This is a genomic window from Acinetobacter sp. AC1-2, from assembly GCF_016124155.1.
Taxonomy (GTDB): domain Bacteria; phylum Pseudomonadota; class Gammaproteobacteria; order Pseudomonadales; family Moraxellaceae; genus Acinetobacter; species Acinetobacter calcoaceticus.
Map to the genome: position 1 here is coordinate 1 of NZ_JABFFO010000017.1, position 697 is coordinate 697.

Annotated in this window: 1 protein-coding gene; it reads right to left on the bottom strand. The window is 53.5% G+C overall.

The window, feature by feature from the left end; all coding sequences use genetic code 11:
* On the bottom strand, nt 1-697 hold a 697-nt coding region (locus tag HL290_RS18420), incomplete at both ends, for an Ig-like domain-containing protein (protein WP_227602327.1).

The following is a 697-nucleotide window of genomic DNA, read 5'->3' on the forward strand; positions in this document are numbered from 1 at the left end:
GGTGCTGTTGCACTGCCATCTTGGGTGAAGGTCGCTGTCCAGGTCAAACCGCCATCTGCTGTGCTCAAGCCAGCTAAAGTACCGCCTGCCAAGGTCACATCTGTTGCATCAAAGCCAGTCACTGCTTCACTGAAGGTGAAGGTTACTGTGGTGCTTTCACCGAGACCAAGATTCAGGTCAGTTGCACTGATCGCAAGCGTCGGTGCCACTACATCTGAAGTCAGGCCAGCCAAGCTTGCGCCTGTACCTAAGTTACCTGCAAGGTCAGTATAGGTGTTATCCGCCACACTGATGCTCGGTGCTGTTGCACTGCCATCTTGGGTGAAGGTCGCTGTCCAGGTCAAACCGCCATCTGCTGTACTCAAGCCAGCTAAAGTACCGCCTGCCAAGGTCACATCTGTTGCATCAAAGCCAGTCACTGCTTCACTGAAGGTGAAGGTTACTGTGGTGCTTTCACCAAGAGCAAGATTCAGGTCAGTTGCACTGATCGCAAGCGTTGGTGCCACTACATCTGAAGTCAGGCCAGCCAAGCTTGCGCCTGTACCTAAGTTATCTGCAAGGTCAGTATAGGTGTTATCCGCCACACTGATGCTCGGTGCTGTTGCACTGCCATCTTGGGTGAAGGTCGCTGTCCAGGTCAAACCGCCATCTGCTGTGCTCAAGCCAGCTAAAGTACCGCCTGCCAAGGTCACATCTG